The sequence below is a fragment of the Variovorax sp. V116 genome (genome assembly GCF_041154435.1).
Classification (GTDB): Bacteria; Pseudomonadota; Gammaproteobacteria; order Burkholderiales; family Burkholderiaceae_C; genus Variovorax; species Variovorax paradoxus.
Genome location: NZ_AP028661.1, coordinates 1,311,568 through 1,337,746 on the forward strand (window position 1 = coordinate 1,311,568; position 26,179 = coordinate 1,337,746).

Annotated in this window: 27 protein-coding genes; 22 read left to right on the top strand and 5 right to left on the bottom strand. The window is 65.3% G+C overall.

The features are described 5' to 3' along the window. Positions 1-159: 159 nt before the first annotated feature. The 9 genes from ACAM58_RS06040 (at position 160) to tatC (ending at position 5,037) form a co-directional block, all read left to right on the top strand. Positions 160-996, top strand: coding sequence for a D-hexose-6-phosphate mutarotase (locus ACAM58_RS06040; protein ID WP_369664273.1), 837 nt, complete (start codon positions 160-162; stop codon positions 994-996). Between the two features lie 22 nt (positions 997-1,018). Further along, positions 1,019-1,798: an imidazole glycerol phosphate synthase subunit HisF gene (gene hisF / locus ACAM58_RS06045; RefSeq protein ID WP_012746324.1), complete on the top strand. Its 780-nt coding sequence runs from the start codon at positions 1,019-1,021 to the stop codon at positions 1,796-1,798. Between the two features lie 30 nt (positions 1,799-1,828). Further along, positions 1,829-2,227, top strand: coding sequence for a phosphoribosyl-AMP cyclohydrolase (gene hisI / locus ACAM58_RS06050; RefSeq protein WP_174545073.1), 399 nt, complete (start codon positions 1,829-1,831; stop codon positions 2,225-2,227). Further along, complete coding sequence (locus tag ACAM58_RS06055) at positions 2,224-2,604, top strand: phosphoribosyl-ATP diphosphatase (protein ID WP_012746326.1); 381 nt, start codon at positions 2,224-2,226, stop codon at positions 2,602-2,604. The genes hisI and ACAM58_RS06055 overlap by 4 nt, the downstream gene beginning before the upstream one ends. An 11-nt stretch (positions 2,605-2,615) precedes the next feature. Then, on the top strand, positions 2,616-3,005 hold the full coding sequence (locus ACAM58_RS06060; RefSeq protein ID WP_012746327.1) for a membrane protein: 390 nt from the start codon (positions 2,616-2,618) through the stop codon (positions 3,003-3,005). Continuing rightward, positions 2,995-3,354, top strand: coding sequence for a histidine triad nucleotide-binding protein (locus ACAM58_RS06065; protein WP_012746328.1), 360 nt, complete (start codon positions 2,995-2,997; stop codon positions 3,352-3,354). The genes ACAM58_RS06060 and ACAM58_RS06065 overlap by 11 nt, the downstream gene beginning before the upstream one ends. A 65-nt stretch (positions 3,355-3,419) precedes the next feature. Continuing rightward, the gene (gene tatA, locus ACAM58_RS06070) at positions 3,420-3,668 is read left to right on the top strand and encodes a Sec-independent protein translocase subunit TatA (RefSeq protein ID WP_018906514.1); all 249 of its coding nucleotides are present in this window, start codon (positions 3,420-3,422) and stop codon (positions 3,666-3,668) included. A 13-nt stretch (positions 3,669-3,681) separates the two neighbouring features. Then, entirely contained in the window at positions 3,682-4,140 is a 459-nt protein-coding gene (gene tatB, locus ACAM58_RS06075; RefSeq protein WP_012746330.1) for a Sec-independent protein translocase protein TatB, read from the top strand. A gap of 78 nt (positions 4,141-4,218) precedes the next feature. Next, positions 4,219-5,037, top strand: coding sequence for a twin-arginine translocase subunit TatC (gene tatC / locus ACAM58_RS06080; RefSeq protein ID WP_012746331.1), 819 nt, complete (start codon positions 4,219-4,221; stop codon positions 5,035-5,037). A gap of 4 nt (positions 5,038-5,041) precedes the next feature. Here the strand turns inward: tatC and ACAM58_RS06085 are convergent, their stop codons facing one another. Beyond that, on the bottom strand, positions 5,042-6,202 hold the full coding sequence (locus ACAM58_RS06085) for a S1C family serine protease (protein ID WP_012746332.1): 1,161 nt from the start codon (positions 6,200-6,202) through the stop codon (positions 5,042-5,044). Between the two features lie 289 nt (positions 6,203-6,491). Here ACAM58_RS06085 and ACAM58_RS06090 point away from each other — a divergent pair, with 289 nt between their 5' ends. The 3 genes from ACAM58_RS06090 to pdxA all read left to right on the top strand — a co-directional run bounded on the left by ACAM58_RS06090 (position 6,492) and on the right by pdxA (position 9,717). Further along, complete coding sequence (locus ACAM58_RS06090; protein WP_018906513.1) at positions 6,492-7,835, top strand: MFS transporter; 1,344 nt, start codon at positions 6,492-6,494, stop codon at positions 7,833-7,835. Further along, positions 7,832-8,605, top strand: coding sequence for a Nif3-like dinuclear metal center hexameric protein (locus ACAM58_RS06095; protein WP_018906512.1), 774 nt, complete (start codon positions 7,832-7,834; stop codon positions 8,603-8,605). Before ACAM58_RS06090 ends, ACAM58_RS06095 begins: the two co-directional genes overlap by 4 nt. A gap of 62 nt (positions 8,606-8,667) precedes the next feature. Beyond that, a complete protein-coding gene (gene pdxA, locus ACAM58_RS06100; RefSeq protein ID WP_369664476.1) occupies positions 8,668-9,717 on the top strand; it encodes a 4-hydroxythreonine-4-phosphate dehydrogenase PdxA in 1,050 nt (349 codons plus the stop codon). A gap of 23 nt (positions 9,718-9,740) precedes the next feature. Here pdxA and mscL read toward each other — a convergent pair whose 3' ends face one another. Continuing rightward, positions 9,741-10,172, bottom strand: a complete 432-nt coding sequence (gene mscL, locus ACAM58_RS06105) for a large conductance mechanosensitive channel protein MscL (protein ID WP_012746336.1) — start codon at positions 10,170-10,172, stop codon at positions 9,741-9,743. Between the two features lie 111 nt (positions 10,173-10,283). Between mscL and ACAM58_RS06110 the strand changes: the two genes are divergently transcribed. The 9 genes from ACAM58_RS06110 to ACAM58_RS06150 all read left to right on the top strand — a co-directional run bounded on the left by ACAM58_RS06110 (position 10,284) and on the right by ACAM58_RS06150 (position 21,056). Further along, positions 10,284-10,976 carry a phosphatase PAP2 family protein gene (locus ACAM58_RS06110; protein WP_012746337.1) on the top strand — a complete coding sequence of 231 codons (693 nt, stop codon included), beginning with the start codon at positions 10,284-10,286 and terminating at the stop codon, positions 10,974-10,976. A 371-nt stretch (positions 10,977-11,347) separates the two neighbouring features. Next, positions 11,348-12,511: a polysaccharide biosynthesis/export family protein gene (locus tag ACAM58_RS06115; protein WP_012746338.1), complete on the top strand. Its 1,164-nt coding sequence runs from the start codon at positions 11,348-11,350 to the stop codon at positions 12,509-12,511. Then, positions 12,508-12,963: a low molecular weight protein-tyrosine-phosphatase gene (locus ACAM58_RS06120; RefSeq protein ID WP_012746339.1), complete on the top strand. Its 456-nt coding sequence runs from the start codon at positions 12,508-12,510 to the stop codon at positions 12,961-12,963. The genes ACAM58_RS06115 and ACAM58_RS06120 overlap by 4 nt, the downstream gene beginning before the upstream one ends. After that, the gene (locus ACAM58_RS06125) at positions 12,960-15,212 is read left to right on the top strand and encodes a polysaccharide biosynthesis tyrosine autokinase (RefSeq protein WP_062363029.1); all 2,253 of its coding nucleotides are present in this window, start codon (positions 12,960-12,962) and stop codon (positions 15,210-15,212) included. The genes ACAM58_RS06120 and ACAM58_RS06125 overlap by 4 nt, the downstream gene beginning before the upstream one ends. A 342-nt stretch (positions 15,213-15,554) precedes the next feature. Next, on the top strand, positions 15,555-16,268 hold the full coding sequence (locus tag ACAM58_RS06130) for a sugar transferase (protein WP_062363026.1): 714 nt from the start codon (positions 15,555-15,557) through the stop codon (positions 16,266-16,268). 24 nt (positions 16,269-16,292) lie between these two features. Further along, complete coding sequence (locus ACAM58_RS06135; RefSeq protein WP_062363023.1) at positions 16,293-17,456, top strand: polysaccharide pyruvyl transferase family protein; 1,164 nt, start codon at positions 16,293-16,295, stop codon at positions 17,454-17,456. A gap of 9 nt (positions 17,457-17,465) precedes the next feature. Beyond that, complete coding sequence (locus ACAM58_RS06140) at positions 17,466-18,533, top strand: glycosyltransferase family 4 protein (protein ID WP_012746343.1); 1,068 nt, start codon at positions 17,466-17,468, stop codon at positions 18,531-18,533. Next, positions 18,530-19,810 carry a hypothetical protein gene (locus ACAM58_RS06145; RefSeq protein WP_062363020.1) on the top strand — a complete coding sequence of 427 codons (1,281 nt, stop codon included), beginning with the start codon at positions 18,530-18,532 and terminating at the stop codon, positions 19,808-19,810. The genes ACAM58_RS06140 and ACAM58_RS06145 overlap by 4 nt, the downstream gene beginning before the upstream one ends. A 16-nt stretch (positions 19,811-19,826) precedes the next feature. Further along, a complete protein-coding gene (locus ACAM58_RS06150; protein ID WP_062363018.1) occupies positions 19,827-21,056 on the top strand; it encodes a lipopolysaccharide biosynthesis protein in 1,230 nt (409 codons plus the stop codon). Between the two features lie 64 nt (positions 21,057-21,120). Here the strand turns inward: ACAM58_RS06150 and ACAM58_RS06155 are convergent, their stop codons facing one another. From ACAM58_RS06155 to ACAM58_RS06165, 3 genes are all read right to left on the bottom strand, one after another. Continuing rightward, positions 21,121-24,216, bottom strand: coding sequence for a YjbH domain-containing protein (locus ACAM58_RS06155; RefSeq protein ID WP_062363015.1), 3,096 nt, complete (start codon positions 24,214-24,216; stop codon positions 21,121-21,123). Further along, on the bottom strand, positions 24,213-24,833 hold the full coding sequence (locus ACAM58_RS06160; protein ID WP_062363012.1) for a YjbF family lipoprotein: 621 nt from the start codon (positions 24,831-24,833) through the stop codon (positions 24,213-24,215). The genes ACAM58_RS06155 and ACAM58_RS06160 overlap by 4 nt, the downstream gene beginning before the upstream one ends. Positions 24,834-24,967: 134 nt before the next feature. Further along, on the bottom strand, positions 24,968-25,267 hold the full coding sequence (locus ACAM58_RS06165; protein ID WP_018906501.1) for a hypothetical protein: 300 nt from the start codon (positions 25,265-25,267) through the stop codon (positions 24,968-24,970). Between the two features lie 283 nt (positions 25,268-25,550). On the opposite strand from ACAM58_RS06165, the gene petA reads away from it, so the two are divergent. After that, positions 25,551-26,168: a ubiquinol-cytochrome c reductase iron-sulfur subunit gene (gene petA / locus ACAM58_RS06170; protein ID WP_012746349.1), complete on the top strand. Its 618-nt coding sequence runs from the start codon at positions 25,551-25,553 to the stop codon at positions 26,166-26,168. Positions 26,169-26,179 lie beyond the last annotated feature (11 nt).

Below are 26,179 nucleotides of genomic sequence, written 5' to 3' on the forward strand. Positions count from 1 at the left end.
TGGGGCGGGCGCACATCGGCCGGCGCCCTGTTCTTGCGCGGCAGCGAAGGGTATCCAAGAAGGTCCCCTGTACGCAACCGGCGCCGGCGCGGCGGCAATGAAGCCTTAAGTGTCCAATGCCAATTCCGTGCCCGGAACTTCGCTGCCTACAATTCTCCAATGGATATCAGCTCGATCGAGTTCCGCGGCCAGCCCGCGCTTCGTGCCGCCGGCGCCGACGGCGGTGCCTTCACCGTGGCGCTGCACGGGGCGCAGCTGCTTTCCTGGACCACCGCCGATGGGACGGAAAGGCTCTACCTGAGCCCCTCTGCGGTGTTCGACGGACAGGCGGCGATCCGCGGCGGCGTGCCCATCTGCTGCCCCCAGTTCAACCAGCGCGGCATGTTGCCCAAGCATGGATTCATGCGCAATCTGCCTTGGGAAAACCGGGGGATCGACGCCACATCGGGCGAACTGACCCTGCGGCTGCGCGACAGCGAGGCCACGCGCAGGCTCTGGCCGCACGCTTTCGAGGCGCGGCTGCAGATCGGCATGGCTGCGGGCCGGCTGCGCACCGCGCTGACGCTGCTCAATACCGGCCATGGCCCGTTCAGCTTCGCAGCCGCCCTGCACACCTACCTGCGCGTCGACGACATCGCGCAGGTGCGCCTCGAAGGCCTGCAGGGTGCCAACCGCTGGGATTCGCTGCGCGACGACCGCCACGTGGAAACGGCCCCGGCGCTGCATTTCAGTGCCGAGTTCGACAGCGTCTATGCCGCGCCCGCGAAGCCGCTGCGCCTGGTGCAGCCGAGCGGCACGCTCGAGATCGCGCAAAGCGCCAGCTGCAGCGAAACCGTGGTCTGGAACCCCGGCGCCGTGCTCGGTGCGAAACTCGCCGACATGCCCGAAGATGGCTACAGGCACATGCTCTGCGTGGAGGCCGCGCGCATCGACGAGCAGGTGCTGCTCGCGCCCGGCGCCCAATGGCAGGGCTGGCAGCAGCTTCGCGTTTCCTGATTTTTTCCCTTTACGACCGACCATGCTCGCAAAACGCATCATTCCCTGTCTCGACGTCACCGGCGGCCGCGTGGTCAAGGGCGTCAACTTTCTCGAGCTGCGCGACGCCGGCGATCCGGTCGAGATTGCGGCGCGCTACAACGCGCAGGGGGCCGACGAGCTCACTTTCCTGGACATCACGGCCACCAGCGACGGGCGCGACCTGATCCTGCCGATCATCGAGGCGGTGGCCTCGCAGGTCTTCATTCCATTGACCGTGGGCGGCGGCGTGCGCACCGTGGCCGACGTGCGCCGGCTGCTCAACGCGGGCGCCGACAAGACCAGCTTCAATTCGGCGGCCATTGCCGATCCGCAGGTGATCAACGACGCCTCGCAGAAGTACGGTTCGCAATGCATCGTCGTGGCCATCGACGCCAAGCGCCGCAGCCCCGAAGAAGCCGCCACGCGCGGCGCGGGCTGGGACGTGTACAGCCATGGCGGCCGCAAGAACACCGGCCTGGACGCCGTCGAATGGGCAACCGAGATGGTGCGCCGCGGCGCCGGCGAGATCCTGCTCACGAGCATGGACCGGGACGGCACCAAGAGCGGCTTCGACCTTGCGCTCACCCGCGCGGTCAGCGACGCCGTCAACGTGCCGGTCATTGCCTCGGGCGGCGTGGGCAGCCTCGACGACCTGGCCGACGGCATCCAGACCGGCGGCGCCGACGCGGTGCTGGCCGCCAGCATCTTCCACTACGGCGAGCACACGGTCGGCGAGGCGAAAGCCCGCATGGCCGCGCGGGGCATTCCGGTCCGGACCTGATCCGCTTCAGGGCCGCCCGGCGGTGGGACAATACCCGCCATGAATTGGCTTGACGAAGTGAAATGGGACGCGAACGGGCTGGTGCCCGTGATCGCGCAGGAACAGGGCAGCAACGACGTGCTGATGTTCGCCTGGATGAACCGCGAGGCGCTCGAAAAGACCGCCGAGCTCGGGCGCGCCGTGTATTTCAGCCGCTCGCGCAACAAGCTCTGGTTCAAGGGCGAGGAATCGGGCCACGTGCAGACCGTGCACGAGATCCGCCTCGACTGCGACAACGACGTCGTGCTGCTCAAGGTCACCCAGCTCGGCCACGAGCCCGGCATCGCCTGCCACACCGGACGCCACAGCTGCTTCTTCAGCAAATACGAGAAGGGCCAATGGCACGCGGTCGAGCCGGTCTTGAAAGACCCGGAGTCGATCTACAAATGACCGCCACAGTGAACACCTCGGACGCCCTCGCACGCCTGGCTGCGGTCATCGAAAGCCGCCTGCCCGCGCGCGGCGGCGACCCCGACAAGAGCTACGTGGCGCGCCTGCTGCACAAGGGCCCCGATGCCTTCCTCAAGAAGATCGGCGAGGAAGCCACCGAGGTGGTCATGGCCGCCAAGGATGCCGACCATGGCGGCGACCGCACGAAAATAGTGAACGAAGTGGCCGACCTGTGGTTCCACACCATGGTGGCGCTGGCGCACTACGGTTTCTCGCCCGGCGAGGTGATCGCGGAGCTGGAGCGCCGCGAGGGCACCAGCGGCATCGAGGAAAAAGCCCTGCGCAAGGCGCAGGCCCGCGAGGCATCCAACGATTGAAAGGACGTCCCATGGCCAACGACATCGTGAACGTGGAACCCGACGACTCGCTCAAGACCTGGGGCTGGATCAGCTACATCCTGCACCTGATCGTGGCCATTGGCGCCGTCCTGCCGGGGGCGCAGGCCTCGGTGGCGCTGCTGCTGCTGGCGCTCTTGATCGACTTCATCAAGCGCGACGACGCGGCCGGCACCTGGCAGGCCACGCATTTCAGCTGGCGCATCCGCTCGGTGCTGTGGGCGGGCCTGCTGTACATCCTGACCTCGTGGCTCTGGCTGCTCTTTCTCGTGCCGGGCTGGATCGCCTGGAGCCTCATTTCGCTGTGGTTTCTCTACCGGATCGTGAAGGGCATGATCCGCATGAACGGCAGCCGTCCCATGGAACCCAAAGATGTCATCTGATCCGAACTGCGTCTTCTGCAAAATCATCGAAGGCAAGATTCCTTCGCGCAAGGTCTACGAGGACGACGAACTGTTCGGCTTTCACGACATCGCCCCCTGGGCGCCGGTGCACTTCATGCTGGTGCCCAAGCGGCACATCGCCTCGATGGCGCAGCTCACCCCCGACGACGCCGCGCTGATGGGCCGGATCATGACGCTGGCACCCCGGCTCGCGCTGGAACAGGGCTGCAGGCCCTATCCGGAGGGCGGCTACCGGGTCGTCGTGAACACCGGCGCCGAGGGCGGGCAGGAGGTCCACCATCTCCATGTGCACGTCATGGGCGGCCCCCGCCCGTGGCTGCGCGGCTGAATCCCATTAATCCGAACTGTCACATTCAGCCCGACTAAAATCGGACACATTCTTAGGAGTCTTCCATGGGTTCTTTTTCTATCTGGCACTGGCTGATCGTGCTGCTCGTCGTGGTCATGATCTTCGGCACCAAGAAGCTGCGGAACATGGGTTCCGACCTTGGTGGCGCCGTCAAGGGCTTCAAGGACGGCATGAAGGACGGCAGCACCACCGATGCACCCGCCGCTTCGTCGGCTCCTGCAGCGCAGGTGACCGGCCAGCCGGCCAGCAGCGACAAGTCCACCATCGACGTCGAAGCGCGTCAGAAGTCCTGAGCGCGGGTCATAAGTGCTCGACCTCGGCATTGAGAAGCTGGCGCTCATCGGCGTCGTGGCTCTGATCGTCATCGGGCCGGAAAAACTGCCCCGGGTGGCGCGCACCGTCGGCACCCTGCTGGGCAAGGCGCAGCGCTACGTGAACGACGTCAAGGCTGAAGTCAACCGCTCGATGGAGCTGGACGAACTGCGCAAGATGAAGGGCACGGTGGAAGAGGCCGCGCGGGACGTCGAGCAGAGCATCCACAGCGGCGCCAGCGAACTCGAGAAGCAGTTCTCCGGCTCGGGCGAAACGCTTTCGGCGCTGGCCGAACCCGAGCCCGCGGTGCCCGAATACAGGCACCCGCGCAAGAACTGGCGCCTGAAGCAGGGCGCCACGCCGCAGTGGTACAAGGCGCGCAACGGCGTGCGCACCAAGGCGCTCTCGGGTGCCGCGCGCGTCGCCCGCTTCCGTCCCCACAAGATCAACTAGCGGCTTTCCCACCAGCGCGTCCCTCGTGCGCCGCACGCCGGCCGAAGCCACGCTTTTCTCCTGCTTTTTCTCTTTCCAATGGCCGATTCCGACAACAAGAACAAAGACGCAGAAGACGAGCTGGCGGGCACCGAGCAACCGTTCGTGCAACATCTGGTCGAGCTGCGCGACCGGCTGCTCTACTGCGTCTACGGCCTGGCGGTCGCGGGCATCCTGCTGGCCATCTGGCCCGGCCCGGGCGGGCTGATCGACCTGATCGCAATGCCGATCCGCGCACACATGCCGCCGGACGCCAAGCTCATCGCCATTGGCGTGTTCTCGCCGTTCTTCGTGCCGCTCAAGGTGCTCATGATGACGGCGGTGCTGCTGGCGCTGCCCTGGCTCATGTACCAGGCCTGGATGTTCATTGCGCCGGGGCTCTACAGCCATGAAAAGCGCTTTGCGCTGCCGCTGATCTTCTTCGGCAGCCTGCTGGCCTATGCGGGCATCGCCTTCGTGCAGTTCTTCGTGCTGGACAAGATGTTCAGCTTCATCCAGAAGTTCACGCCGGCCGCGGTGGCGGCCACGCCCGACATCTCCTCGTACGTCGAGGCCATCCTCTCGCTCTACATCGCGTTCGGCGTGGCCTTCCAGGTGCCGATCGTCGTGATGCTGCTGGTGCGCTTCGAGATGGTCACCATCGAGAAGCTCAAGTCCTTCCGCGGCTACTTCATCGTGGTGGCTTTCGTGGTGGCCGCGGTGCTCACGCCGCCGGACGTGGTGTCGCAGCTTGCGCTGGCGGTGCCGATGTGCCTGCTCTACGAGGTCGGCATCATCGGCGCGCGCTATTTCGCAAATACCACCAAGAAATCCGAAGAGGAAGAAAAAGAAAGCGCCGATTCGTCGGCGTCTTCCTGAGCGCTCACTCGGGCTGGTTCGGCACCTGCCGCATCGGGCTCTTGGGCCGCAGGCCCGGCGTCACGTCCAGTTCCATCTTGTCGGTGCCGCGCTGCAGTGCGAAGCGCGTGGTGCTGCCGGGCTTGAGGCCGGCCACGGCGGTCAGCAGGGCCTGCACGTTGTCGGTCTTCTTTTCGCCGACCGAGGTGATCACGTCGCCCGGCCGGATGCCGGCCTTGGCTGCCGGCCCGTTCTGCAGCACGCCGGTGATGATGACGCCGGCATCGGCCTTCACGCCGAAGGTCTCGGCCAGCTCGGGCGAGAGTTCGTTCGGCTCGACGCCGATCCAGCCGCGGCGCACCTGGCCGTCCTTCACGATGCCCTCGAGCACGATCTTTGCCATGGAAACGGGAATCGCGAAGCCGATGCCCATGCTGCCGCCCGAGCGTGAATAGATGGCGGTGTTGACGCCCTGTAGGTTGCCGTTGACGTCGATCAGCGCGCCGCCCGAATTGCCGGGATTGATGGCCGCGTCGGTCTGGATGAAGTTCTCGAAGTTGTTGATGCCGAGCTGGTTGCGCCCGAGCGCCGAGACGATGCCGCTGGTGACGGTCTGGCCCACGCCGAAGGGATTGCCGATGGCCAGCACCTGGTCGCCCACCTGGAGCTCGTCGGAATTGCCCAGCACGATCGCGGGCAGCTTGTCCATCTCGATCTTGAGCACGGCAAGGTCGGTGTCCGGGTCGGTGCCGATCACCTTGGCGCGCGTGTGGCGGCTGTCGTTGAGGGTGACCTCGATCTCGTCCGCGCCTTCGACCACGTGGTTGTTGGTGAGGATGTAGCCCTCGGCGCTCACGATCACGCCGCTGCCCAGGCCGACCTGGGGCTGGTCGCCCTGGTCGCCGAAGAAAAAGCGGAACCACGGATCGTTGCTGCGGGGATGGCGCTGCGCCGCCTTGCTGGTGTTGATGCTCACGACGGCCGGCGAGGCTTTCTTTGCGGCCGCGCTCAGGCTGCCGGCCGCCGGCACCGCGGGGGCGCCCGCAGGCGCCTCGACGATCGAGACCACGCCGCCCAGCGAGGTGGCGCGGCGGTTGATCCACTCGGGCTTGAGCGTGGCAACAACGAAGTAGGCCGCCAAAAGGACGGTCACGGCTTGGGCAAAGAGCAGCCAGGTGCGTTTCATGAAGCTTGAGATAAAACGGGGGAACGCGCCGTCCACGCGGCGCCGACGGGTCCATTGTCCCTCAACCCCCAGCCGCCAGAAACCGCGCGCTGCGGTCGAGAATGACAAAGGTCTCGTGCGCCAATAAGGGATAACCCTTAGCATCGCGCAGCGAGCCCACACGGCTCCGAGCTCCGGCCTTCCGCGCCGCCCATCCGGCGGACGCGGCCAGGCGTTTCGCCGGCGCGCCGATTTTCCGCTTCCCATCCCTCGGCGGCCCCGGCGCGCGGCAACGACCTCCCTGCCCGCCATGACTTCTCACGCAATCTCCCCGGACGGCACACAGCCGGTGCCGGCGCGCACGCTCGACGCGCGCGACTACAAGACCCTGGCCCTGTCCGCGCTCGGCGGCACGCTGGAGTTCTACGACTTCGTCATCTACGTGTTCTTCGCCACCGTGCTGGGTGCGCTTTTCTTCCCCGCCGACATGCCCGACTGGCTGCGGCAGCTCCAGACTTTCGGCATCTTCGCGGCCGGCTACCTGGCCCGCCCGGTGGGCGGCATCGTCATTGCGCATTTCGGCGACCTGCTCGGCCGCAAGCGCATGTTCACGCTGTCGATCTTCCTGATGGCGGCGCCCACGCTGGTCATCGGCCTCTTGCCCACCTACGCGAGCATCGGCATCGCCGCACCCTTGCTGCTGCTGGCGATGCGTGTGCTGCAGGGCGCGGCCATCGGCGGCGAAATGCCGGGCGCCTGGGTCTTCATCGGCGAGCACGTGCCGGCGCAGCGCTACGGGTTCGGCATCGGCGCGCTGACTTCGGGCATCACGGGCGGCATCCTGCTGGGCTCGCTGGTGGCCGTGGCCATCAACCGCCACTATTCGCCGGCGGAGGTGAGCGGCTTCGCCTGGCGCATTCCCTTCGTGCTGGGCGGGGTGTTCGGCCTCGTCTCGGTGTACCTGCGCCGCTTCCTGCACGAGACGCCGGTCTTCAAGGAACTGGCGGGCCGCAGGACGGTGGCGCGCGAGCTGCCGCTGCGCACCGTGCTGCGCGAGCACCGCGCGGCCAGCGTCTACGTGGCGCTCTTGACCTGGGTGCTGTCGGCCGCCATCGTGGTGGTGGTGCTGTACACGCCCACCTACCTGCAGAAGGTGCACCACATTCCGGCAGCGCTGGCGCTGGAAGCCAACGCCCTGGCCACGCTGACGCTGACCATCGGCTGCGTGCTGGCCGGCTGGGCCAGCGACCGCATCGGCACGCGTGCCGTGATGCTCATCGGATGGGGCGGGTTGTTCGCAACGGCCTATCTTTTCTACACGGGACTGCCCGGCACGCCGGCCACGCTGTTCTGGCACTACGGCCTGGTGGGATTGTTCGTGGGCACCATCGCCACCGTGCCGATCGCCGGCGTGCGCGCGTTTCCGGCGCCGGTGCGCTTCACGGGGCTTTCGTTTGCCTACAACATGTCGTATGCGGTGTTCGGCGGCCTCACGCCGGTGATCCTCACGCTCTGGCTGCAGCACGACACCATGGCACCGGCGCACTACGTCGCCGTGCTGGCCGGGCTGGGCTTCGTGCTGGCCCTGTGGCCATTGGCGGCGCGCGGCCATGCGATGCGCGACGGCATCGGGAGCGCGACAATGGCGCGATGAGCACCACTCGCCATGAATTGCTGCATGCCTTCGACCTGCTCCTTGCGCCGTCGCGCTTCAAGGACTACGGACCCAATGGCCTGCAGGTCGAGGGCCGCACCGTGGTGCGGAAGATCGTCTCCGGCGTCACGGCGAGCCGCGCGCTGATCGAGGCCGCCATCCATGCCGAGGCCGACGCGATCTTCGTGCACCACGGCCTGTTCTGGCGCGGCCAGGACGGCTGCGTCACCGGCTGGATGAAGCAGCGCCTGGGGCTGCTGCTGGGCGACGACGTCAACCTTTTTGCCTATCACCTGCCGCTCGATGCGCATCCGGAGCTGGGCAACAACGCACAGCTCGGCCTGCAGCTCGGCCTGCTCGCCCATGCGGGCTCGACCGGGCGCTTCGGCGAGCAGGAGCTGGGCTTCCTGGGCGCGCGCGACAACGGGGAAGCCTTTGCCAGCGCCAAGGAACTGGCCGCGCACGCGGAAAAGGTGCTGAAGCGGCCCGTCACCCTGGTGGATACGGCGCACCGCCCGATCAAGAACGTCGCGTGGTGCACGGGCGGCGCCCAGGGCTACTTCGAGGCGGCCATTGCGGCCGGGGCCGACGCCTTCATCACCGGCGAGATCTCCGAACCCCAGGCCCACTACGCCCGCGAGATGGGCGTCGCCTTCCTGGCCTGCGGCCACCATGCCACCGAGCGCTACGGCGCGCAGGCGGTGGCCGGGCACGTTGCGGCCCAGCTCGGGCTGAAGCACGAATTCATCGACATCGACAATCCGGCATGAACGCAGCGCCGGGCCGCCCCAAGCAAGCTCGCACCGCAGCCCGCCAGGGCGAAGGTATTCCGATGAACGGACAGGCCCTCCTCGCCATCACGCTGGGCGATCCCGCGGGCATCGGCCCGGAAATCATCGCCAAGGCCTTCCGCCAGGCGCCCGACGCCACGCGCGGCGCGTTCGTGGCCGGCGACGTGGCCGCGATGCGCCGGGCATCGCAGGCGCTGGCGCTGCCCGGGCAACCCGCCTGGCCGGTGGCGCGGATCGAGCGCATTGCCGAAGCGGCCGCGGTGCCGCCGGGCTGCATCCCGGTGCTGCAGGTGGTGGCCGCGCCGGCGGAAGACATCGTGCCGGGCCGCATCAGCGCCGAAGCCGGCCGCGTGGCCGGCCACTGCGTGGTCTGGGCTGCGCGCGCCGCCTTGCGTGGCGAGATCGCCGCCATCGTCACGGCGCCGCTGCACAAGGAAGCACTGGCCGCGGCCGGTTTTCCCTATCCCGGCCATACCGAGCTGCTGCAGGCCGAGGCCGCTGCGCATGCGGGCCTCGCGGTGGACGGCATGCCGGTGCGCATGATGCTGGCCAACGACGAGCTGCGCACCGTGCTGGTGAGCATTCACATGTCGCTGCGCGACGCCATCACGGCCGTGAGCTTCGGCAGCGTGCTGGAGACGCTGCGCATCACCCACCGCGCCTTGCAGCGCATGCTCGGGCGGGCGCCGCGCATCGGCGTGGCCGGCCTCAATCCGCATGCGGGCGAGGGCGGCCTGTTCGGCTCCGAAGAGCGCGACATCATTGCGCCGGCCATTGCGGTCGCCCATGCCGAAGGCATCGATGCCCACGGGCCTTATGCGCCCGACACCGTCTTCATGCGCGCGCGTGCCAGGCCCGGGGTGCCGGGGAGCGGCGAGTTCGACGTGGTGATTGCGATGTACCACGACCAGGGCCTGATCCCGGTCAAGTACCTTGGCGTGGAGAAGGGCGTGAACGTGACGCTGGGCCTGCCGCTGGTGCGCACCAGCCCCGACCACGGCACCGCATTCGACATTGCAGGCACCGGCCGGGCCGATGCGTCGAGCCTCGTCGAGGCGCTGCGCATGGCCAGAACCTTGGCGGGCGCCTGATCAGGAAGGCGCGCGAGGGCGGCTCAGGGGCGCTTCAGGCTGTCGCGGATTTCGCGCAGGAGGGCGATGTCCTCCGGCGGTGCCACCGGTGCCGCGGGCGCCTCGGCATGCGTCTTGCGCAGCTTGTTGATCTGCTTGACCATCATGAAGATGATGAAGGCAAGGATCACGAAGTTGACCGCGATGGTGATGAAGTTGCCATAGGCCAGCACCGGCACGCCGGCCTTCTTGAGGTCGGCCAGGTTGTTGGCGACCCCCGCCGGCACGGTGCCCAGCACCACGTACAGGTTAGAGAAATCCAGCTTGCCGAACACCAGCCCGACGACCGGCATGATGATGTCGGCAACGATCGAATCGACGATCTTTCCGAATGCTGCGCCAATGATCACGCCGACTGCGAGATCGATCACGTTGCCCTTGACGGCAAATTCCTTGAACTCACTGAGGATGCTCATGATTTCAATATGCTCCAGGAGCGCTGGTGTTGAAGGTGCCGCAAGTATGCCTTCGGAACGGCTCCGGCCGGCGATGGCGAAGCAATAGAAAAGCGCACTTATTTCACGTTAATGAATAATTTCTGGTTAATTGCCACCGGCTTCGGTGACAGCGGCTTCCTGTTGCCCACCGCATTGGGAATTGCTATTTGGCTCGCAATCGACCGCGGCACGCGCCCGGCGGCGGTGCGGTGGACGCTGCTATTCGGCGGTTGCGGTTTCATCGTGATGCTGTCCAAGCTTCTGTTCATGGGCTGGGGCATTGGCAGCGCCCATTTCGATTTCATCGGCTTCAGCGGACATACCGCGCTGGCAACCAGCGTCTGGCCGGTCGTTTTCTGGCTGGCGGCGCGGCGCCGCGCACCAAAGGTGCGCATGGCGGCTGCGGTATCGGGATGGGTATGGGGCGTCTTCATCGGCGTGTCGCGCCTGGCCCTCGAAGTTCACTCCACCGCAGAGGTCGTCACGGGTGCGATGCTTGGAACAGTTGTAAGCGCAAGCTTTTTGCTGTTGCATTGGCACCAGTCCATGTTGGTCAGGACACCCCGCTGGCTCACCTTGGCGATGGCGCTGCCGCTCCTCTTTTTCATAGTGGGGCGGCCTGCACCCACACAGGACGCGCTGGAAACGCTTGCCGCGTGGATGGCGGGCATCGAGCGCCCGTTCACCCGTGCCGATCTCCTGCAGAACCGCAGGGCCGTGCGTCAGCCTGCCAACAGCACACAGTTCCTTACAAAAGAGCAAAGCTTTTCACCAAGCGATTGAGGCGGAAGATTTGTGGCCGGAGCGCCACAATTGCTCCGCGCAGCCGGTTAATTGATAGTTCACATTTGCAAACTGCAGGACACAGTTGCAAGCGTGCCATCGAAGCCCTTTTTCCCAATGAAAGAGGCACTTCAGGCATTGATCTCAGGGATAACCCCATCGAGCTCTGGGTTAATCCGCATATAGACACATTTTTTGCATCTATTGAACGGAAATGGGTCAATGTGCGGGCAGCGACAATTCGCTCCAGCCCGCCTGTCCACGATGCGCGGGCTTTGCTTTGACAAACCGCGGCAAAAAAAGTCCCGCCCAATATCAACTGGGCTCGGGCCTTGCATATGAATCGCGGCTGCTGAAAACCAATTTGTGCAATGGGGATCAATTTGACACGCTTCGTGAACCCGAAGGGGTGGGGTTTTGCCCTAATGGGCGCGTTATTGCTGCAGGGCTGCGCACCGGGCTTCAATTCCATGGGCGCCTACGAGGCGGACCAGAGCCTGCCGCCGGAGTTCCAGTACCTGCCGGCCGATGGTGCGCCGGATGGCGTCATCACGTCCATCTCGCCGGCCTTGATCCGCACGATGGCCGAGTCCCAGCCGGCCGCGGTTCCTGCGGAGGTGAAAGCGCTCTTCGGCGAATCGCCGGTCTACACCATCGGCCCGGGCGACGTCGTGGGCGTGATCGTCTATGACCACCCGGAACTGCTGCCGAATGCCGGTGCGGTGATTACGCAGCAGGCCGACCCGACGGGCATCAGCGTGGCGCCCGGCTTCATCGTCGGCGCGGACGGGCAGATCACCTTCCCCTACATCGGCCGCGTCAAGCTCCAGGGACTGACCGAAATCGAGGCCTCCGATCTCATCGCCGACCGCATCGCCACCTACATCAAGGCTCCGCAGGTCACGGTGCGCATCCAGTCCTTCCGAAGCCGGCGCGCCTTCGTCGAGGGCGAAGTGCGCAACCCGGGGCTGCAGATCTTCACCGACGTGCCGATGACGCTGGCCGAAGCCCTGAGCCGGGCCGGCGGCATCACCGCCAATGGCGACCGCTCGTTCGTGACGCTCACGCGCGGCGACAAGACCACGCTCATCAACCTGCCCAACCTGCAGGACCTGGGCGCCGACGCCAGCAGGATTCCGCTGCGCAACGGCGACGTGGTCCAGGTGCGGCACCGCGACGAGAGCAAGGTGTTCGTGATGGGCGAAATTGCCCGTCCGTCGGCGCTGCTCATGCACAACGGGCGGCTCAGCCTCAACGAGGCGCTGGGCGAGGCCGGCGGCCCCAACCTGACTTCGGCCAACACGGGTCAGATCTACGTCATCCGCAACAACGCGCGGGGCTTGCCGGCCATCTTCCACCTGAACGCCAGGAACCCGGCGGCGCTGGGCCTGGCCGAGCGCTTCCCGCTGCAGCCGCGCGACGTTGTCTACATCGATTCGGTGCCGCTGGTCACCTGGAACCGCCTGGCCAGCCTGATCCTGCCGGCTGCGCAAGTGATCAATTCCGGCGACGAGGTCTGGAGCCGCCACAGATGAAATCCGTCCTGACAGTCTGCATCGGCAACATCTGCCGCAGCCCGATGGCCGAAGGCATCCTGGCCGCGGGCCTGCCGCACCTGCGCGTGGTGTCGGCCGGCACCGGCGCTCTCGTGGGCAAGCCGGCCGACGCGATGGCGCAAAAACTCATGCAGGAACGCGGCATCGACATTTCCGGCCACCTGGCGCAGCAGGTGAACCAGATGCTGTGCCGGCAGGCGGACCTGATCCTGGTCATGGACATGGCGCAGCGCCGCCATCTCGAGTCGGCCTACCCCTTTGTGCGCGGCAAGGTCTTTCGCATTGCCGAGGCCGCCAAGCAGGACGTGCCCGATCCCTACCAACAGGACGAGGCGGCCTTCGAGCATGCCCTGGCGCTCATCGACGTGGGAGCCAGGACGTGGATCGACCGCATTTTGAAAATTACAAAACCTGAGCAGCAACCGACATGAACGCACCCCAGCAAGCCGCCCTGCCGATGCCCGCGCTGGAAGAGGAGAACGACGGGTTCAAACTCGTCGAGTACCTGGACATCCTGATCGACCACCGGTGGTTCATTGCCATCGTGGTTGCCGTGGCCCTGCTGCTTGGCATGGCCTACGCCCTTTTCGGGCAGCCGATGTACGAAACCAATGTGGCCGTGCAGGTCGAGGACTCAGGCAATTCGGCAGGCAGCTTCCTGGGCGATGCGGCGTCGTCGCTGCTGAGCGTGAAGACGCCGGCCGCGGGCGAGATCGAGATCATCAAGTCGCGCGCCATCCTCGGCCAGGCGGTGGAGAACACCAAGCTGTACATCAGCGCGCAGCCGCGCTATGCACCCATCGTGGGCAGCTGGCTCGCGCGGCGCGCCACCGAGCTGTCGAACCCGGGCTTCATGGGGCTTTCCGGCTACGTGACGGGGGCCGAGGCGATCATGGTTCCGCAATTCGACGTCCCCGCGGAGCTCGAAGCGAAGCCTTTCATGCTGACCCTCGGGCCGGACAACCGCTACGAACTGCTCGTTCCCAACGTCGACACGCCGCTCAAGGGCACCGTCGGAATCCCGCTCGTGGCCAACGTTCCGGGCGGCAGCCTCCGGCTGCTGGTCAGCTCCATCAGTGCCAAGCCCGGCGCGCAGTTCCAGCTGGCCCGCAACTCCAGGCAACTGGCGCTGCTGTCGCTGCAGGACAACCTCAAGGTCGTCGAGAAAGGCAAGCAGTCCGGCGTTCTCGACGTCAGCCTGAAAAGCCCGGATCCGGAAAAGCTGACGCAGCTGCTCAATGAAATCGGGCGGCTCTATGTGCGCCAGAACATCGAGCGCAAGGCTGCCGAGGCCGAGAAGACCCTGGGCTTCCTGGACACCGCGCTGCCGCAGTTCAAGAAGCAGCTCGAGCAGTCCGAAGACCTCTACAACCGCTATCGAAACGAGAACGGCACCGTCAGCCTCGACGACGAGGCCAAGAATGCGCTGGCCCAGACGGTCGACCTGCAGTCCAAGCTGCTCGAAGCCGAACAGAAGCGGCGGGAGCTTTCGGCGCGCTTCACCGACAAGCACCCGAATCTCCAGACGCTGGACGCGCAGATTTCGGCATGGCGGAGCCAGATCTCGGCGGTCGATTCGCGCATCCGCAAGATGCCGCTGCTGCAGCAGAACACCGTTCAGATGCAGCGCGACATCAAGGTCAACACCGACCTCTACGTGTCGCTCCTGAACAGCTCACTGCAGATGCGGCTGGCCAAGGAAGGCAAGGTCGGCAACGTGCGCCTGCTGGACGACGCCATCATTCCCGAGGAGCCCGTCTGGCCCAAGCGGCCGCTGATCATCGTCCTGGCGCTGCTGCTGGGCCTGGGGGCCGGCGTCGTGCTCGCCATTGCCAAGAACTCGCTGTTCGGCGGCATCCGCAATCCGAGCGAGATCGAGATGCACACGGGCCTCAACGTGTACAGCAGCATCCCGTTGAGCCCGGCCCAGCGCACGATCGACAAGAACATCGAGAGCAGGGCGCCGGGAATGCACATTCTCGCGCTCCAGCAATCGGAGGATCCCGCGGTCGAAAGCCTGCGCAGCCTGCGGACCGCATTGCAGTTCGCCATGCTGGAGGCGCCCAACAACCGCCTGCTCATCTCCGGCGCGACGCCGGGAGTCGGGAAGACCTTCGTCTCGGTCAATTTCGCGGCCATCACCGCTGCGTCAGGAAAGAAGGTCCTGCTGATCGACGCCGACCTGCGCAAGGGCCGGGTCAACCAGTTCTTCTCCCTTTCGCGCTCGTCCGGCCTTTCGGAATTGATTGCCGGCACGCTCGGCTTCGAAAAAGCCATTCGCTCGTCGATCCTGCCGAACCTGGACGTCATGACGACCGGCATGCTGCCGCCCAATCCGGCCGAATTGCTCATGAGCGATTCTTTTTCCCAGATCCTGGAAAAGCTTTCGCCGGATTACGACCTTGTGATTATCGATACCGCGCCGGTGCTGGTGGCGGCGGACACCGCATCGGTGGCGCCGCTCGCAGGCTCTCTTCTGCTCGTTGCCCGGGCCGAAAAGACGCACCTGGGCGAATTGAACGAAAGCGTCAGAAGGCTGGCGCACGCGGGCTGCTCGGCCAATGGCGTAATTTTGAATGCTATGGACTTATCCCGGCGCCATGCGGGCAGCAGCAGCTACAAATACGGTGGTTACCGTTACACACACTATAAATACAAAAACAACAGGGATACCACCTAGTCTGGTGGATAGTTTCTGAGAAAATTTAGCGAGATTGTGATAATTATCACATTGCGCACTAAATCGGTGCCATCAATCAAACGCTAATAACAAAGGACTAGAGACAAGTGCGTCGCTCTTTTGTATTACGTATTTGGATCGCTCGGCCTGCGCATTGATTTTTCTGCGCTGCAACCTTCACGGCTTCCGTGCAGGGCCGTATTGGCCTGAAAACCAAGCCGCCACGTATCACTGAACCCGAAAGGGACAAGCACCTGCTTGTAAGACGAAAGGTTCTCCTGCAATGAGAGTTCTCAAGCTGCAAATTTGCCTCCGCTTCGAATGTGAGAAGGGGGCATTCCTATGACGAATTTCCGCCATGAAGAGTCGATGGCGCCCGCAGGCGATGAAGCGATCGGCGCCATTGCGAACGACGTCGCATGGACGAGGGTGGAGCATCCCGCGCTGCTGCGCGCCGGAAAAAGAGCGGTGGACATTGCGGCCGCCCTGTTCTTTTTCTGCGCCTTCGGCTGGCTCTACGTCCTGATCGCCCTGGGCGTGTTCATCACTTCCGGGGCGCCTGTCCTGTATTCCCAGCCGCGCTTCGGGCGGGGAGGGCGCGTGTTCAAGTTCTACAAGTTCCGCTCGATGCTGCGGAACTCCGCCGAGATCCTGGAGGAGCACTTGCGCAACGATCCGGTGGCGCGCCAGCAGTGGGACGACTACCAGAAGCTCGAAAACGACCCGCGCATCACGCGTTTCGGCAAGTTCATCCGCAAGACCAGCCTGGACGAGCTGCCGCAGTTCTGGAACGTGCTGGTCGGCGACATGAGCCTGGTCGGCCCCCGGCCCTGCATGCTCGACCAGAAGATGCTGTACGGGGCGGACTGGTCGTTCTATTGCGCCGTCCGGCCCGGCATCACGGGCCTGTGGCAGGTCAGCGGGCGCAACCAGCTGAGCTACAAGAAGCGCGTGGCGCTGGATGTCGCCTATGTCGAGACGCTGTCGGTCGGCCGGGACATCGGCATCTTCATCAGGACCATCTGGGTGGTCGCCGTGGGCCACGGGTCGCGATGAGCGGCTTGGCTTCGAAGGCAACCGATGCTTGATTCACAGATGAAAAAGATCCTTATCTGCGCCGTGCCTTTCAGCGACAACCTGGGCGACGGCGTCATCGCGGCATCCCTGGCCCATATTGCGGGCCTGAAATATCCGCAGGCCCGGGTCGAATTCCTGGACATTGCCGGCCGGCTCGGCTTCGAGGAAGAAAACCTGCGCGGCGGCGGCGCATTCCGGCTCTTTGCGAAGCTGCCTTCGTTCATCAGGTCGGTGATCGTGTTCCTGTATTGCCTCAAGGGCTATTTTCTCGGCTGGCGGAAGAACTGGAAGGCCGCTGTCGACGATGCGGACCTGATCGTCATTGGCGGCGGCCAGCTGTTTTGCGACGTGGCGCTCAATTTTCCGGCGAAGCTGTTTCTCCTGAGCCGGCTGCTGCGTGGAAAGAAGGTGGTGATCCTGTCGGTGGGCGTGACGGCGAAATGGTCTTTTCTCGGGCGCTTTCTCGTCGGGCGATTCCTGAAAAACGCGAGGCCCGCCTTCTACGCCACGCGCGACCAGGAATCGGCCAGCAACCTGCACAATTACTTCCGAATCCCGAGGAGCGACATACAGGTGGTGCCCGATCCGGCGCTCATCTGCGCCGATGCCTTCTCGGACGAGCTTTCGCCGGAAAAGAATTGGGACATCGGAATTTGCGTCAGCAGCCTCGATGCGCTGGTGATGAATTCCGAATACGAAGGCTCTAATTCAACGCAATCGGCCAAATTCTTTGCCACGCTGGCCGAATCATTGCGGGCCGAGGGAAAGCGGGTGCTTTATTTCACGAACGGCGCCTCCGAAGACAACAAGGTCCTGGAAGAAATTTCCTCGGCCTCCGATGCGCCGAAATCGATTTTTCTCGTTCCCCGGCACCCGGATGAACTCGTTGCCTTGATCAGCGCCTGCTCGTGCATCGTGGCCCACCGGCTGCACGCGAATATCGTGGCCTACGGTTTGAACATTCCGTCCATAGGAATGAATTGGGACAAGAAGGTGGAGTCGTTTTTCGAACTGACCGGCAGAAAGCGCTACCTCTTCGACTTGTCGCCCCGCGTCGAAAAGCTGGGTACCTCGGTGCTGGGCCTGCTCGATGACCGGCACCCGGACCGCAAAGCGCTCGACGCATTGAGAAGCCAGGTGGTGGCCGGTATCCATGCATTGATCTGATTGGCACCTATGAAGATATTGCACGTTGCCGAAACGCTCAAGGGCGGGCTCGAAACCTATCTTCGGCTGGTTTCGGGCTTTCAGCAGAACTCTCCCGTGATCAGCCAGGCCAAGTTCATCTTGCCCGGCCCGGTGGAGTGGCTGGACTCCCGGGACACGCATGTGGTCCCCACGGCCCGCAGTCCTCTTGCCCTTGCAAGCTACGCCGCCGAGATCAAGAAAATCATCCGCTCGGAGCGCCCCACGGTGCTGCACCTGCACAGCTCGATTCCGGGCGGAATCGTTCGCGCCATGGCGCTGCTCGGCCAGGTGCCGGCCGAGACCAAGATCGTCTATTGCTCGCACGGCTGGGCCTTCGACCAGGTCGGGCCCTCGTACAAGAAGTCGATCTATCGGTGGATCGAATGGCTGCTGTCCCATTGGAGCGACGCGATCATCTGCATCAGCGGCCACGAGTTCCGGGTGGCCGAGAAATTCGGCATCAAGCGGTGCAAGTGCATTCCGAACGGGATCCAGCCCACCGCGCCCATTGCGGAAAACACGGTGGCTCCCAGGGCCCCGGCACGGCCCCGAAGAGTCCTTTTCGTGGGGCGGCTCGACCGGCAGAAGGGCATCGACGCCTTGCTCGACGCCTATGCCCGCGTCCAGCCCGGCTTCAAGCTCGTGATCGTGGGCGGCGCCGTCAGGAACGATCTTTCCCTTGCGCGCTCGAGCGAGATCGAGTTCGCCGGATGGCTCGAGAAGGACGAGCTCGAAGAAGCCTACCGGTCGTGCGACGCGGTCATCGTTCCCTCCCGGTGGGAAGGCTTCGGCCTTGTCGCGGTCGAGGCCATGGCGCGCAGCAAGCCGGTTTTTGCATCCGCCGTGGGCGGCCTGGTCGACATCGTCGAAGACGGCAGGAACGGAAGGCTGTTTTCGCTCGACGCGCTGGACGACGTGCTGCGCGAGATCGATCGGATCTCCGATGAGGAATTGCAGCGGATGGGGCGTGCCGGCCGGCAGATTTTCGAAGAGAAATACACCGCCGACCGAATGAACGCCGCCATCCTGGACTTGTACAAGGAGTCGGTACAGTGAAGAAGCCTTCATTTTTTTCTTCGGTGGCGGGGCGTTTGCGGGGTGCCTTCAGGCTGCTGTGCGCCTCGGCGGCGCTGGCGGCCGTGGCCTGCACCGCACAGGCCCGCGGCATCGCCGAACTGGGCACGGAATATCCGGTCGCGCTGAGCGTGCAGATCGACCCGGCCACCATCACGAACGAGGATCTGAACGAGATCAGGGCATCGGGCTTCGAATTCGTGAGATTCGGCGCGCGGCCGCCGCTGAAGAGCGTCAACCCGGCATCGGTCGACTACTCGGGCCTGATCAAGCGCGTGAAGAACGCCAGGCTCCAGGCGATCGTGACCTTGTTCGGAGGCCGCGAGATCTGGGGGCAGAGCCCGGCGGAAGCGGGAGAAGGCCAGCGCGAAAAGCTGTTTGCCAAGTTCGCGCTCGAGTTCATGAGCGCGCACGCGGCCGATGTCGCCGTCTGGGAGCTGTGGAACGAGCCCGACCACAAGACCTTCCTGAACCCGTCGCTTTTCTCGAGCTTTGAAACCGCGACCGCCGAGTTCTGCCGCAGCATCGCGCAAATGAAGACGCCGCCGAAGATCGTCATGGGATTCGGCTTTGCGAAGCTTCCCTTCAGCCCGGGCCAGGTTCCCTCGCAGCTCGAGAATGCCTTCGTGTCGGCGGCCAAGGCCGACTGCCTGACGGACATATCGATCCATCCCTACCGCTCCATTCCGGAAACCGCCATCGCGGACTATGGAAAGCTGCGCGCAAAGCTGGACCAGCAACAGCTCGGAAAGGTCGGGATCGTCGCTTCCGAGTGGGGCTATGCCTCCTACCTGCCGGTGCGGGACCGCAACACCCAGGCTTCGCTGATCCTGCGCGAATACCTGACCAACGTGGCCGCGGGCATCAGGCTGCTGAATCTCTATGCCTGGCAGGACCGGGGAACCTCCGTCATCTCGAGGGAAGACAACTTCGGCCTCAAGTCGAAGGGCGGCGAAAAGAAGGAAGCCTTTTCGAGCCTCACCGAATTCCTCAAGATCGCCCGCAATTCGAAGAAGCTTTCATACCAGAGCAATGCCGGCCTGAACAAGCTGGTGCTGAGCCGCGGCAATTCCCTGCTGCACGTGGTGTGGACGCAAAGCGCCGAGCAGAACGTGCTGGTTCCCGCCGACAAGGGAAAAAAGTGCACGCGGGTCGACTTCTTCCCGCAGGTGCGCCACGGCAGCTGCGGCAGCCCCGTCGACGGTGGCTTTGCTGCCAAGGCCACCGACTATCCGGTCCTGTTTTCCATTTCGGAATAGGGTGAACAGGCCCAGGATGGCGTCCCTGTCCGGAATTCGAAAGCGCCTCGCAGGTCCGATCTACGCAGTTGCAGACCAGTGCATCTACAGCGCGAGCCAGCTGCTGCTGAGCTTTGCGCTGGCGCGGGCGCTGTCGCCCTCCGACTTCGGCATTGCCTCGGCCTTCCTGGCGATCGTCAGCTTCCAGTACATCGTGCATACGGCGGTGGTGCACGAGCCGCTGCTGATCAAGCGCTACTACGCGGGCCGGTCCGCCGCCTGGTGGAGCTGGGCGCTCGTGCTGGGGGTCTCCATTGCGGGCTTCCTGGCCTGGCAGTTCACGAGCTTTCCGGGGCCGCTCCGCTGGGCCGGCGTGGCCCTGATCGCGGGCTATGAAATATTCTGGATTTCCCGAAGCATCCTGCTCGTGGGACGCCGCTACCTGGTGCTCTGTGCATCCGGCGTGCTGGTCTGCGTCGGATACGTGGCGGTGCTGATCGGCCTGAAGCCGGCGTCATGGACGCAGGCGCTGCTGTGGATCGCCGTCATCCAGCTGCCCTTTGCCATCCTGGTGGCGACGAGCCTGCGCCAGGTGATGGCACCGCTGCCGGCCGCCGCCAACGCCCAGGCCCTGACGCTCGGGGAAGCCGCCAGCTACGGCTGGAAGGCCAGCCTTTCGCAGTTGATGAGCTGGATCATGACGGGAGGCGCCATCCTGCTGCTGGGCTCCTCGGCGGATTCGGTGCAGGGCGGGCTGCTGAAGATCTACATCACCTTCCTGCTGCCGATGCAGTATGTGCTGCTTGCGTTGGGCTACTACATCCTGCCCAGGCTGGCGGCCAACTGGGCATCCGATCGGCGCAAGGACGCCTTTGGCCTGTTCGTCAAGTTCGTCGTCTTCGGTTTCCTGGTGGCCGAGATCGGCGGAATCCTGCTGGGGCTGCTGGGCCCGTACCTGGTGGTGCTGGCCTTCGGCAAGAACTACGGCGGCATGGATTTTTCGCCGTTCTTCTACGCGCCCGCCATCTTCGGCCTGACGATGTGCCTGCGTACGGGGTTCAGGGCCGCCGGCCGGCCCGGTGCGCTTCTGTGGTGCTCGATCTTCGGTGCGCTGGTGTTCGCTGCGGCCATGCTCGCGGCCACGCCGCCCATTTCCTACATCCAGACCATCAACGCCATGACGCTGGGCTTTGCCTGCATGGCGGCCATGATGATGGCCTGGCTGTTCTTCATCATGCGCGCAGCCGGCTCGGACCAGGCCGGCTGATTCCTGTTCTTCGAAAGCCCTGCCGCACGGGTGAGCGCGGCAGGGGATTGGCGGCCGCGCCGCGTCAGCGCGGCCGTTCGAAGTTCAGGATGTTGTCGCCCGTGCCCGGCGTGCCGCTGTCCGGCGGCGCGAACTTGTAGGCGCTCGGGTCGCGGGCCGAGGTCATCTCGTAGAGCGGATGGATCCGGCCGAGCCGCGCACCGCCGTCGCGCACCAGCGGCGCCCAGGCGAAGTTGGCGGTGAACTTGTTCGAGCGCGGCAGCAGCGCGTCGAAGGGAATGGAAAGATAGATGCCCTTGTCGAAGCTGCCTTCGCCGAACTGCCTGGCCGATACGTTGGTCTTGGTGGCGTAGGCCCCGAGCACCACGCCGTTGTCGAAGCGGCGGCTGATGTCGATGGTGACGCCGCGGTCGCCCGCCAGGTACTGGCCCGCGCTGATCTTGGCCAGCACGCCGTGCCAGCCGGTGTCCCAGTAGAGCGTGGCGTGGCCGGTGTTCACCTTGTAGTCGCGCAGGCCGAAGTCCTGTTCGAAGTCGCGCTGGCGCACGTGGTTGAAGTCGACCCCGAAGGCGATCCGGCTGCGCCATGGCCGGTAGAGCCATTCACCGCCGACGCCCGCATACATGGTTTCCAGGGCACCGCCGTACACGCTGTAGTACTGGTTGTCGGAGAGCCTGCCGACGTGCGTCAGCTGGAGCACCGGCATGGTCAGGCGCCTGGCGGTGACGTACTCGCGCTGCAGGGTTCGCACGCGGGGCAGGTTGCTGCCCGCCGTGTAGGTGAACTTGTCGAAGTTGTCGACCATGCGCAGGTTCAGCGCGCCGTTGACCCAGGTGCTGGGCGTGAAGCGGTATTCCGCCACCGCCTGCACGCCGATCTGGTAGAGCACGAATGCGTTGGGCCCGCCGAGGATCTGGCCGAGGCTGGGCGTGAGGCCGATGCTGAACTTGTCGCTGCGGCGCTCCCACGGGCCAAGGGCCTTGTTGTCGGCCGTGGCGGAAGAGGCATCTGCGGATGCGGCCGCAGTGTGGGCGCTGCTGCCCGGCGGAACGAAGGTGGCCGGATCGCCCGAGCCCACGGGCGGGGGCGCATAGTCGCGCTGGCTGGCCGCGCGAACCTCGCCGGGCGTCTGCGCCTGGTAGTGCGCGGTCACCCATTCATTGCGGTTGACCACTTGCGCGTGCATCGGCAGGCCCCGCTCCGAGTAATGGAGCACGAAGTTCTTGATCGAGGCCGGCGCATCGCGATGCAGCACGGCAATGATCTTCTCGACCCGCACATCCCGGTAGACGGTGGCGCTTTCGGTGATCCACACATGCAGCATCTGGCCTTGCGGTGCGATGCGCTGGATGGTCCAGTCCGTGCGGCTTTCGATGTCGGCCGCGGTGGCGGCCCAGCCCGGCGAGGCGGCCGGCGGGTCCGGCGAGAAGCTCGGCGCCGGCGGGTCTGCCGCCTTGGGCATCTGCAGGGTGGCCAGGTTGGTCTGCAGCGTGAGGCCCAGCATCACCTTGTTGCCGCGTTCGAAGCCGGCCGAGAAAATCACGCCGGGGGAGTAGCGGTACTCCAGGCCGATGTTGAACGGGGAGCGCTGCCGCTGGGGGTTGTTGAGCGGCTCGTTCTTGTAGTCGTTGCCGTCGTATTCGAGCTTGAGCGTCAGCGGGTCCCAGGGCGTGCGCCATTGCACGCCGCCAAAGAGCGCGGCAGGTCCGCGAAAGAGCCGGCCGAAGTTGGCGCCGCCCCAGGTCGTCTCGCTCACGCGGGTCTTGAAGCGGCTGCTCAGCAAGCCGAAGGGGTTGCTGATGTTTCCGCTGCTCCCCAGGTAGCCCCAGCCGATGCCGAGGCTGAAATCCAGGTCGCCGTGGCGCTTGCTGGCCACCAGGTACTCGGAGGAGAAGAGGCCGGTGCCGCCGATGTCGCGAAAGCCCAGCGCCACCTCGGGCAGGTAGGCCGACTCCTTCCACAGCCGCGCCTTCAGGTCGATGCTCTTGTCCTTGTAGCCCTGGTTGCTGAGGCCGACGCCGTAGATCCGGTTGCTGATGGAGGTGTAGCGAAAGCCCGCTTCCAGCCAATCCAGCGGCTGGAACATGACGTTCAGCCGCGTGTAGGGCGAGACGTGCGTGAGCGAGGTCCGCATGTCGCCCGCCTGGCCCATGCGCGCGGTGGGCGTCTGCAGCAGGCCGGTCTCGCCCCAGTCGTTGCCGCTCGTCTGGAGCGCGCGGTATTGCGGTGCTGCTTCGGGACGCACGGAAATGGCCGTCGATGGCGCCGGCGCGGCAGGTGCCGGCGGCACGTCGGGCAAGGCAGGCAGGGCGGGCGGTGCAGCGGGTGCGGCGATGGCGGCGGCCGGTACGGCCGCACCCGCCGAAGGCTGCAGGACCGCGCCGCCTTGCGGCGACGGCCCTTGCGTGGCCAGAAACTTGATGATGCCCTCGGAGATCGCCTCCAGGTCGTCCATGCCGCGCGGCGCGGCCCAGACCCATGCGCCCGGCGCCGGCTCGTTCGAGGGATGCGCATTCCAGGGCGCTACGCCCACGCGGGCGGTGCGCCCGTCGGGCTGGGCGACCCAGGCCCAGTCGTGCTTGCCCTCGGGGCTGCAGGCGGCGACATAGTCCCACGCCGTGCGGCCGGGTTCATGGGCCACCTGGCAAAGCTGCCCATCGGGCTGCAGGACCGAGATGGTCTTCAGCGCTGGCGGCGGCGCCACCAGCTGCTGGCCGGCCGTCAGCACCGGATCTTCTTCCGGGTGCGCCTGCAGCCAGCGCGGATCGACGATGCCGAGCGCGACGCGGCCGGTCACCGGCAGGCCCTGCAGCCAAGCCATCAACTGCTTGCGCCGGCCCTGCTCTTCCGGCGGCACGCGCCGGCTGGCGGCATCGAGCCGCAGCAGCAGGGTGTTCTTCAGGAACTGCTGCGCCAAGCGCTCTTGCGGGATGCGCCATGACAGTCCCGGGGAGGCCGTTTCGGCCGGCTGGCGCAGCAGCCAGGCGCTCAGCCGCTCGCCGGGACGGATATCGGCGTCGTCGGCGGGTGTTTTGTTGTCGACGGGGCTGTTGCCCAGGGGCTGCGCGCCGGCGGCGCAACTCGCCGCCAATGCGCAGGCCACCGCCGCGCGAAGAGGCCAGGGATGTCTGCCGAAGCCACGCAGGAGCGAACTGCTCATGTACCAGCGCTCGCCGCTGCGACGGGTGCTGGGGGGGAAGGCGTCCACTGCTCGAAGCTCATACACAGGTCATTGGAAATACATTGCTCGGAATAGACGACCCGAGGCGTGCCGCCCGCTTGCGAAACGCCAAAGCGCGCCGGAGGCAGCGAGGCGCTCGCCGGATGCGAAACGCTGCGCTCCTCGTACCAGCGCAGCGACGCGCCAGCCGTGCCGGCCAGCGCGGTCTGCTGCGGTGCAGCAATGGGCGTGCGCACGACCTCGTCGCGAATGCCGAACCGGTAGCCCGGCATCATGTCGCGCTCGCGCTGGTAGGTCTTTGGCGCCGCGCCGTTCGCATCGCCAGTCCACGCGGGCAGGCTGGAAAAGCGCACCTCGCGCCAATCGGTGCGAAGGCCGGTGGTTCCCACGAGGCGCCCGTCGAGCAGCCTCACGACCTCGCCGTTGCCGCTGTACCAGACCTCGACGGCGCCTTCGGGGCGCTGGTCGATGTAGCCGAGCACCATGAAGACCGTCTGCTTGCCGACGGCGACCCGCAAATAGCGGTAATTCGGGTTGAAAGTGGGCTGGGGCGTCGCGGCGCTGCCGCTATAGATATGCCGCGCCGTGGCCAGCATGGCCGAGGATCCGGAAGAACAGCCGCCAACGCCCAAAAGAAATGCCGACAAAAGGCAGCATTCAATAAGTCGCGTGGCCAGACCAACGCGCGGAGCCTTCGGCGAATGCCCTCCCGCGAAGAGGGCCCGCACGTTTAATTCGTGCCGGTCGTGCCTGTACCCGTGCCCGTGCCGCCGGTGCCGCCCGTGCCGCTGCCGCCGCCGCTGTTGCCGCCATTGCCGCTGCCAACGGCAGCCGCCAGGCCAACGGCGGCCGCGACGCCACCGGCTTGCTGCGCGGTGATGCGTCCGAATGCGGAATTGGTTGCGCCGGTCGCGCTGGCCGGCTGGGGACCAGGCGTCTGGACCGGCGGGGGCGTTTGTGTTTGTGCCAAGGCCGAGGAAATGCCCAGCGCAGCAATGAAAGTGGCGGAAATCAGGGGGGCGATTCGCATGGCAAATATCCTCTCAATTAGCAGTTAACAGTTGGGACAAGATTAGCAGTTGGCGAAGTGTGCCGCAACTAATTTAGCCCTTGAGACATCTTTTACGCGTGCAAATCCTTGTGTCGAAATGTCTTGTAAATCAGGATTAATTCATTGTTATTAATTGCCTCTTTCGCATGGCCGGGAATGCGCGTTCGCGCAGCGCCAGGCCGGCCCCATTGAATATGCGCGCAACAGCCCGCTACAATCGCCGGTTGACCCTGCTCCAGCGAAGAAGACTTAGAGGATCCCCATGAGTGACATGACCTCCGGCTCCCCCCGGATCGACACAAGCAAGCGGACGTGGTTAATCGCATCCAGCTGTGCCGGCGTAGCGGGAGGCGTGGCCACCGCGATTCCCTTTGTGAGTACGTTCCAGCCCTCCGAGAAGGCCAAGGCCGCGGGCGCTGCCGTCGAAGTCGACATCGGCGGCCTCAAGGTCGGCGAGAAGATCACCGTCGAGTGGCGCGGCAAGCCCGTCTGGATCCTCAAGCGCTCGCCCGAGCAAGTGGCCGAGCTCCCCAAGCTCGACGGCCAGCTGGCCGATCCGCTCTCCAAGCGGCACCCCGACGAATTCACCCCCAAGTACGCGCAGAACGAGCACCGCTCGATCAAGCCCGACGTGCTGGTGGTGGTGGGCATCTGCACCCACCTGGGCTGCTCGCCGACCGACCGCTTCCAGGCCGGCCCGCAGCCTTCGCTGCCGAGCGACTGGGAAGGCGGCTTCCTCTGCCCTTGCCACGGTTCCACGTTCGACCTGGCCGGCCGCGTCTTCAAGAACAAGCCCGCGCCCGACAACCTGCCTGTGCCGCCGCACATGTACCTGTCGGACACCAAGCTCCTGATCGGTGAAGACTCCAAGAAGGCCTGAGGCAGAAGAAC